This window comes from Lichenifustis flavocetrariae (assembly GCF_026130545.1).
Classification (GTDB): Bacteria; Pseudomonadota; Alphaproteobacteria; order Rhizobiales; family Beijerinckiaceae; genus Lichenihabitans; species Lichenihabitans flavocetrariae.
The window spans coordinates 58,046-66,076 of record NZ_JAMOIM010000025.1 but is presented as its reverse complement, the minus strand read 5'-3'; the positions used below and the strand labels follow the sequence as shown (position 1 = coordinate 66,076).

The window sequence follows — 8,031 nt, the reverse complement described above, 5'->3', positions numbered from 1 at the left end:
TCGGGGATCAGCCGCGCCAAGTGGTCGGCGATCCCAAGCCGCTTCTCGGCCACGCCCAGCAGCATGACCCCGCCGTCCGAGGTGAGCCGTCCTCCATCGAAGGCGGCGGTGATCTTCTTGCGCCCGACGGCTGGAAAATCGAAGCGGGGGACCGTAGTGTCGACCATGGCGGACGTGGCAGCGCGAGAGCGGATGTGGGGTTGGTCTAAGCACCCAAATCCTACGCTGCCTCAAGACGATACGCTACGTCCACCACCTTCCCATCATCAGGCCAGTGAATAAGGTGGGCTAGCTTGGTTCGACACACCGTGGCTGCTTGCTGGAGATGCCGCTTCCATTCCTCGTGATCTCCAAGAAGCGTCATCGGGTAGTACCGATCTCCGTTGGGCAGAGTGGCGCGAGACATATCCACGAGACACCGTCCTTTATCCTCGAAGCTGTCGGGGATGCTGTCCATGAGCGCCTTGACGTCTGCCCTCCATGACGCGTCTGAGAAGCGCTTGAAGTAGAGGTACATCTCCGTCGGCTTCTCGCGGATGCCCGGGATTTCGTCGCCTCCCACGCCGCCCGTATTTAGATTCAGGGCGAACCGTTCCATGGCCCTGATCTGCTTCACCTCCTCGTCCGAAAAATCGGTTGTGAACGACTCGATGTAGACCACCTTCTCCGGAGGGAAGTAAGGAGAGGGATTGTCGTGATCGTAGACGATGAAATTTGAGGGAAGGGGCGGGAGTTCCGTCATGTTCGTGTGCATTGGAGTGACCTAATCCGCTGTCGAAGGCACGATCACAAACCGGAACTTGGAAATGCCATTCCGCTCGAAGATCTTGGTGTAGTCTGCGGCAAAGTCCTCGTCGTTCGTGAAGTAGATCGCGCCACCTTCGTAAGCTCGTGTGATCTCGCGAGCCTGGCGAACCACCTGGTCGAGCGCAGGACGTGCCATGGCTCGGCCAAGCGAGGATTGTAGATCGCCTCCACGTAGACGTCGACGTGCTTGGCTTCGAAGACCCGCTGATCGACGACATCGTCCACGAAGCGACTGATGTGGGCAACAAAGGTTTCCTTCAACTTTCCGGACCCGACCGTGTCCCGAATGCCTTGCTCGTAGCTGTAACCAAGTTCACGAGGCGAGTTGCCGTCAACTCTGATCGTTACGCCGTTTGCCCGAACAATCGAGCCGAATGCCCCTTGTGGAACGGTCGCGCGTCCGACGTTGAGGCGGAGCGGATTCTCCCTCGCGATGCGCTCCAGCATCTCCTCTGTAGGAGAGCGAGGCATTGACATCGGTGGTTCCGGTGCGGCTCTGTTGACCCGTTCCGACGATGGTGCGAATGGCGAAACAGAGTTTGGATCCTTTCGCGGCGCGGTAAGGGCCGATGATCCCGCTTGGCCGCTTCGAGCGAATTGCAAAGCTGTCTCGACGCGCTGAACGTCCTCGTTTGAAGGAGTCCAATCGGTCGGTCGCAAGGCGGGTCCAAATTCCGGGTTTTTGGGATTGATCGCCTTCAGCTCGTTGTAGGCGCTGTAATAGCGCGCGACCTGGATCTCCGACGTTGGGTAAGATTCTTCCTCTGCCGATCGGTTTTCTTCTTCGTCGGCACCCGCGGCCTGAGCCGCGCTGATTGGGTTCAGGAACTCCAGGGCGCCACTAATCTTCGCGGAAAGGCTGCTGGCGGTGCTGGATGTTCCGTGTGCGGCCCTGCTTGGCGAAACATGACCCTCTTTAGGATGGATCGTCAGTTTGTGCGGGGCACCGATGGTGACGCCCTTTTTGGCAGCGGCCTCCGACTGCTGCGATGATGTACCCCCACCCTCGGTCCATCGCCCGTCCGGATCACGCGGCTGATCGGGGCTGTAGTCCCGCACGGGCTGCAGCGCGCCATCTTTCTCCGCCGCAGCGAACGCCGCCATCGCATCCGGGTAGATCCCGTCCTCGGCGAGCTGCCCCGCCACGAGCCTCGCCATGACCTCCGTCGGCCACAGTCACAGCCCGGCATAGATCCCCGTCGCCTGCGCCTTCGAGAGCGCGACAGCGGCTTGGGCTGCGGCATCCATCTGCCACAGCGGGCGGAAGCTGAAACTCAGCGCCCCCGGCGCCACCCCGGCCGAGGCCAGCAGCAGCCGGTCGAGGCGCTCCAGTTGCGGGCGCAGTTCGATCTCCTGCCAGGCCGCGATTATGTCATAGTAGTTCCGGGTATCGTGATTGCCTGTGGAGGAGAGGCCGGCGGGGGATTGGCCGAGCAGGCGGGTGACCGGGATGTCGGCGGCCCCGGCCGCGACCTGCAGGAACGTGCGGACCATTTCGGGCAGGCCGGCGAAATCGATGCGCTGCCGAGCCCAGGTCTCGTATCTAGCTTTTTATCTCAGCCGTTTAGGCCTCTGTAGATTACCGCCCATCAACCTTTAATGAGCCCAAAGTACGCATGTGAGATTTATGCATAAAAAATGCAGTTATGCAATTTTGCTCACAGTTCATATACCAGTTTTGATGAGTTGGATAAGAACTAGCTCAGTGCAATTTTTTTGATGTATATTGCATCTGTTAAATGATGATTACCTTGCTGGATCTCGAAACTCAAAAATTCTGTGCCAACATCTTTGAATCTGTAGGCGGCGTCAAAAATAACGAACACACAGCTTTGCGTCTCTAGGATAGCTTTTTTGGTGAAATTGGCTTTTTGGTAGTCAACCGCACTAATGTCGGAAAAGAGCCAACCCGGGTCAGCAGCTTCCACCTGGGCAATAGACACTGAGGTGTGATCGGCTCCCACGACAGCCGTTTCGACAGGCAGCGTAATCAGCAATGCGTCCAGAACGGAGCCAGGAAGCTTCGCGATGTTGGTCGGCGGATGATGCTGGACCGCCTGTGAACTCGCACGCCGCATCATAGTCGGTCGAAAATGGAGATGTCCTCCCTATGAAGTCCTTTCCCTCATTGCCGCACCACAAATGAGCGTATTCGCGACTGAGTCCGACCAGCGGTCCACCATTCGCGCAGATTATTTTCACTTCGATGGTCCCTTCTCTTTTATATCTTTCGCATAACCTCCTTGTGCATCGCCACAAGGTTTACAATGCGGGTAGCCGAATTGCAGCTCGTGGTCGAAAATGAGACCCGTTGGGAGCTGATGGTCCAGATAAAAGTTGCCCGAAGCTGTCCCAGGATCTTTCGTTCCGCACCTATGGCAACCGAATTCGTATCCGTTTGCCGTGTTCTGGTCTCTTATCGCTTTACTCGGTCTTCGAGACGAAGCGAGAGGTATTCCAGCTCTTGCATACGGCCCCGGCCCGACAATGCCCGGCATGTTGAGTTGGGATGCCCAAGGCGGTAAAAGTTGGCTCGCTCGTCGGTTGGGGAGACGGTTTGGCGTTGGAAGGCGGACCCGCTTGGGGAGATGTTGACGCCGCCGCGGTGGGCCTGCCTGCTCCAATGCCGAGACCTTGGATCGCTTCCGTAGGCCGGATCACCAAGGCCGGCGAAGCCAGCGACCGGCCCGGCTGAGGTCCCAAAAGCGGGTTGAGGCGCGGCGTCTTCTGCGTTTCCACCGCTGGCGGCGGTCCGCCGGTTTCTTGCCCCTCCTCTTCCTCCGCTTCGCTGGCCAGGATGACAGAAGGTGCACCGGCCTTTCGACCCCTGCTCCACCAGTCGTTCGGATCGTGACCCTGGCCTTCGTAGTCATTAGTCAGGACCGACGCATTTGCCAAAGCGTTGCTCGGGGTAATCGGTCCAGCCAGACTGGTTGCAGCAAAGCTCGCCCCCACATTCGGATAAATCCCATCCTCAGTGAGCTGCCCCCGCACCAGCGCGGCCATCACCTCCTTCGGCCACAACCCGAGCCCCGCATAGATCTGCGTCGCCTGCGCCTTCTGCAGGGCGATCGCCGCCTGGGCGGCGGCATCCATCTGCCACAGCGGCCGGAACGTGAAGGCGAGCGCGCCGGGCGCCACCCCGGCCGAGGCCAGCAGCAGGCGGTCGAGGCGTTCCAGTTGCGGACGCAGCTCGATCTCCTGCCGGGCCGCGATCATGTCGTAGGTGTTGCGGGTGTCGTGGTCGCCGGTGGCCGAGAGACCGGCCGGCGATTGGCCGAGCAGGCGGGTGACCGGAATGTCGGCGGCGCCGGCCGCGACCTGGAGGAAGGTCCGCACCATCTCGGGCAGGCCGGATCAGCGATGATGCTGGTTTTATGCCTTTCTGCTTTCAAGAGGAGTAAGTTCTAGCAGGTCGGCTTTTCCGTGCTCCAATGCATAAGCGACAGCATCTTTCCAGTCGGACATCATCGCAGGATCCGCTGTTTGTCCGTCACGCAAAAGTGACATACTACCCAGCATCCCTCCCAATTCGTCTGAATCTGTCCTCTCATAAATCTTTTTTATGAATTGAAACATCGCGGCGTAGGCTTCGTCTTCAGTCATTTTAGGCATAGCCAATCTCTCATCGATTAGGGCGATTCGGCGCAGAAAGACCTGTCTGTGGATTAAATTCGTGTGGCGTTTCGTTCACGCCACCGTTGATAATCCGCCCGTTCCTTACCTGTACCCAAACTTGAGTTCCGTTGTCCATAAGCTTTGATGACCATGTATTCCCAAAGCTGTCGTGTCCAAGAACATACCTGTCTTCACTAGATATGTCTTGCAACAGTTGTCTGTTAGCGGCGGTGTCAGGCAAATGACCATTTTCATTTCGGGATATATGCTTCAATTGAGATTGGTTGTCCGGCAATAAATTCCTCGGAGGACGATATCCGACCCCAAGTCCCGTTGTTCCTCCAGCCGGTGATACAGCTTGCACCAGTCCGGATGAATGACCCAACTGGTTGCCTGGCAAGGGATCTGAATGCTGAATTTCCTGTGATTCCGCAGCCGGCGGCGGGCCGCCGGTCTCCTTTTCCCGTTCTTCTTTGCTTTCGCTGGCCTGCTTGACTGCGGAGTGACCAGCCTTGCGCCCCCTACTCCACCAGCCGTTTGGATCGTGACCTTGACCTTCGTAATCTATCGTTGGATTGTCGATGCTCGGATGTGCAGCAGCGCGCGTCGATCCGATGTCATCTGCCGTGCTCTCCGTCAGCCTCGCCTGAATATTGGGATACGTCCCATCCTCGGCGAGCTGCCCCCGCACCAGCCCGGCCATCACCTCGGTCGGCCACAACCCGAGCCCCGCATAGATCTGCGTCGCCTGCGCCTTCTGCAGCGCGATCGCCGCCTGCGCAGCGGCATCCATCTGCCACAGCGGCCGGAACGTGAAGGCCAGCGCCCCCAGCGTCACCCCGGCCGAGGCGAAGAGCAGCCGGTCGAGGCGCTCCAGTTGCGGACGCAGCTCGATCTCCTGCCGGGCCGCGATCATGTCGTAGTAGTTGCGGGTGTCGTGGTCGCCCGTGGCCGAGAGGCCGGCGGGGGATTGGCCGAGCAGGCGCGTGACCGGGATGTCGGCGGCACCCGCCGCGACCTGCAGAAAGGTCCGCACCATCTCGGGCAGGCCGGCGAAGTCGATCTTTTGCCGCGCCCAGGTCTCGCCGTCGCCGAGCAGGAGGAGGTTGTTGAGCGACTTCATGGTCGCGGCGTAGCTGAAGCGGGCGGAGAGCTGGGCGGTGGTTGCGGCGTTCGACAGGTGTTCGGAGAGGTTGGGGACGGTGACGACGTCGACCTTGGCCTCGTGCATGAGGCTGGTGGCGCCGGTGGTGGTCAGCGCCACGGCGTGGATGGCGTCGTAGAGGGTGGTCAGGACGGAATCGGACCAGAGGTCGGCGCCGAAGAGGGACGGATCGGCGAGGGGGTTGCCGAGGAAGCGGATGACGCGGGAGGGGTGGAGGGTCAGGCTCCCGCGCTCGGGCGCGGTGACCTCGTAGGCTTTGGGCTCGCCGAACCAGGGGCTGAGCGGATCGCGTTCGATCTCGGCGACGGCGAGTTGCCAGCGCGAGACGGCATGCAGGAAGGCGATGCCATTCGGGCCGACGTCTTTCGGCCGCAATTCGGTCATGAGCGCGGCCGGATCGGTCTCGGTGGTGCCGATGATGAGCGCGCCGCCGCCGTAGAGCCGGCCCATGACCATGGCGCGCTGGACGGCGTGGCGCAGGTTGAGCGCCCGTTCGACACTCTCGATCCGCTTCACATCGGCCCGGTCGCCAGCCCATGTTCGCCATTCGCGGACGCAATCGTAGGGGACGATGTCGACGATCTTTCGGGCCAGCCAGTCGCCTCGGTAGAGGCTCTCGATCTGGTCGCGGGCGAGGCTTGGGATGAAGAAGGCGTCGTGGGCCTGCTTGTCCTTGCCGTCATTGAGCGAGGCCGCGAGGTTCGACAGGCTGTCGAGCGTCGCGCGACCGGAGAGGCGATGGGGCATGGGGACTCGTGGGGGTGCACCCCTTCTCCCGTGTGAACGGGAGAGGGTGTCGCGGCGAAGCCGAGACGGATGAGGGAAAACGCAGAGGTCGGCGCCCCTCATCCGACCCCACTTCGTGGGGCCACCTTCTCCCGCTTGCGGGAGAAGGGAGGGGTCAGGTCACAGCACCTTCAAGAGCCCGTAGCCCGCCGCCCGCGCGTCCTCGACCGCGTAGCGGAGCGCATCGATGACGTGGTTGTGGCGGTCTTCCGGGATGGGGAGGATGTCGCCCGTGAGCGGGTCGGTCTTGAAACTGTAGAGGGTCAGCTCGTCGATGGCGTGGCGGCAGCGGGGGTGGACCACGATGTCGCGGTTCTGCAAAAAGGCGATGCCGTCTTCGACCGAGGCCTTGCCCTTGCGGGCGGGCTTGATCCGAAAGCCCTCGCGGCGCAGGTGGTCGATGAGTTCGGGCCGGGCGCTGTCACCGGTGATCGGCCAGGCGCCGGGGCCATGCGTGCCCTCGACCGTGCGGAACAGCGCGCCCGTCTCGGCGATGGGGCAGCCGATGCGGTAGGCCTCGTGGTCGATGAAGAGCACGCGGTCGAACAGCCAGCAGCGGACCAGCACGGTCGGGTCGGCCGCGAACCCCCAGTCGGCCCCGAAGAAAGGCCGTGCGCCCTCTGGCGGATCGAGCGTGTCGATGCGCCAGCCGGTAAAGATCTGGGCTTCGGCATGGCGACGGTACTCGCCGTCCCAGATATGGGCGTGTTTCGCCGGGTCGCGTGCCAGATCCCAGCGCCGTTCCGCATCGAGCACGGCCGGGAACCAGGGGTTGTCGGCATAGGTCACGCGGCGGATGATGCTGTCGGGCGGTGGCAGGCCGGTGCGGAACAGCGCATCGACCGGGTCCGTGGCGAGCCGGGGGTTCCAGGCAAACCAGAGCTCGGACCCCTCCTTGCGGATGGTCGGGATGAGGATCTCCAGCGACGCCTGCGAGATCGTCGCGGCCTCCTCCACCCAGGCGATGTCGATGCCCTCCATGGATTTCACCGATTCGGGGTTGGTGGCGAGGCCGGCGAACAGGATGGCCGAGCCGTTGGTGCCGACGATATCGGTCTCGGTGGATTTGAAGCGGCGGCGCAGCCCCAGATGCGCGATGCGGTCGTCGATCAGCCGTTTCGAGGAGTCGCGGATCGAGCGCTGGAACTGCCGGGCCGCCAGGATCCGCAGCGGTCTTTGAGCCGCGAGCAGCACCAGCGCGGTGGCCATGGCGTGCGACTTGCCGGAGCCCCGGCCGCCGTAGAACGCCTTGTAGCGGGAGGGCCGGAAGAGGTCGCGGAACGCCTCGGGCAGATGGATGTCACGGGTCGCCCTTGGGGGTGACGAACCGGACCGTGATGGCCTGCGTGGTGTCATCGCTGTCGAGCGTGTCCTTGAGCTTGCCGTAGCCGCGATCGATCAGCGCGTTGATGGCCGCGACCCGCGCCGTCTCGCTATTGGCCTCGAGCGCCAGCCGCGCCAGTTCGGCGATGGCGCCCGGCACATGGGCCCGAATGGCATCCCGTACCCCCACGGTCGCCGCATCGGGCGGCGCGGGTTTGCGGCGCGGCGTACGCTTGATCACCATGGCGAGGCCCGGACATGAAAAAGCCCGGCGGCTCAGGAGCCCGGGGCGTTATCTGCAGTTCTTGATAGGTATATACTTTACGAACCAA

Annotated in this window: 9 protein-coding genes and 1 pseudogene; all 10 read right to left on the bottom strand. The window is 62.0% G+C overall.

The genetic code is table 11. The annotated features are described in order from the left end of the window. Positions 1-167: transposase (locus M8523_RS25930; RefSeq protein ID WP_282587792.1), on the bottom strand; the 167-nt coding region annotated here is incomplete at its 3' end. 53 nt (positions 168-220) lie between these two features. Beyond that, positions 221-742 (bottom strand): hypothetical protein, encoded by a 522-nt coding sequence (locus M8523_RS25925; RefSeq protein WP_282587789.1) that lies wholly within the window; start codon positions 740-742, stop codon positions 221-223. A 44-nt stretch (positions 743-786) separates the two neighbouring features. Continuing rightward, positions 787-1,953 carry a hypothetical protein gene (locus tag M8523_RS25920; RefSeq protein WP_282587788.1) on the bottom strand — a complete coding sequence of 389 codons (1,167 nt, stop codon included), beginning with the start codon at positions 1,951-1,953 and terminating at the stop codon, positions 787-789. Positions 1,954-1,983: 30 nt separating this feature from the next. After that, positions 1,984-2,334, bottom strand: a pseudogene (locus M8523_RS25915) (anti-CBASS protein Acb1 family protein); the annotation flags it as partial. A gap of 170 nt (positions 2,335-2,504) precedes the next feature. Further along, positions 2,505-2,888, bottom strand: coding sequence for a hypothetical protein (locus M8523_RS25910; RefSeq protein ID WP_282587787.1), 384 nt, complete (start codon positions 2,886-2,888; stop codon positions 2,505-2,507). A 343-nt stretch (positions 2,889-3,231) separates the two neighbouring features. Beyond that, a complete protein-coding gene (locus M8523_RS25905) occupies positions 3,232-4,158 on the bottom strand; it encodes an anti-CBASS protein Acb1 family protein (protein WP_345894301.1) in 927 nt (308 codons plus the stop codon). A gap of 24 nt (positions 4,159-4,182) precedes the next feature. After that, complete coding sequence (locus M8523_RS25900; RefSeq protein WP_282587785.1) at positions 4,183-4,413, bottom strand: hypothetical protein; 231 nt, start codon at positions 4,411-4,413, stop codon at positions 4,183-4,185. Between the two features lie 19 nt (positions 4,414-4,432). Beyond that, the gene (locus M8523_RS25895; RefSeq protein WP_282587784.1) at positions 4,433-6,337 is read right to left on the bottom strand and encodes a DUF1073 domain-containing protein; all 1,905 of its coding nucleotides are present in this window, start codon (positions 6,335-6,337) and stop codon (positions 4,433-4,435) included. Positions 6,338-6,496: 159 nt separating this feature from the next. Further along, complete coding sequence (locus M8523_RS25890; protein ID WP_282587783.1) at positions 6,497-7,732, bottom strand: PBSX family phage terminase large subunit; 1,236 nt, start codon at positions 7,730-7,732, stop codon at positions 6,497-6,499. Then, positions 7,677-7,943, bottom strand: coding sequence for a hypothetical protein (locus tag M8523_RS25885; protein WP_282587782.1), 267 nt, complete (start codon positions 7,941-7,943; stop codon positions 7,677-7,679). Before M8523_RS25885 ends, M8523_RS25890 begins: the two co-directional genes overlap by 56 nt. Between the last annotated feature and the right edge of the window lie 88 nt (positions 7,944-8,031).

Bases quoted from the DNA above. Each gene is read 5' to 3' on its own strand.
- M8523_RS25900 (WP_282587785.1), bottom strand. From the start codon at position 4,413: ATGACTGAAGACGAAGCCTACGCCGCGATGTTTCAATTCATAAAAAAG.
- M8523_RS25895 (WP_282587784.1), bottom strand. From the start codon at position 6,337: ATGCCCCATCGCCTCTCCGGTCGCGCGACGCTCGACAGCCTGTCGAAC.
- M8523_RS25890 (WP_282587783.1), bottom strand. From the start codon at position 7,732: ATGACACCACGCAGGCCATCACGGTCCGGTTCGTCACCCCCAAGGGCG.
- M8523_RS25910 (WP_282587787.1), bottom strand. From the start codon at position 2,888: ATGATGCGGCGTGCGAGTTCACAGGCGGTCCAGCATCATCCGCCGACC.
- M8523_RS25885 (WP_282587782.1), bottom strand. From the start codon at position 7,943: ATGGTGATCAAGCGTACGCCGCGCCGCAAACCCGCGCCGCCCGATGCG.
- M8523_RS25925 (WP_282587789.1), bottom strand. From the start codon at position 742: ATGACGGAACTCCCGCCCCTTCCCTCAAATTTCATCGTCTACGATCAC.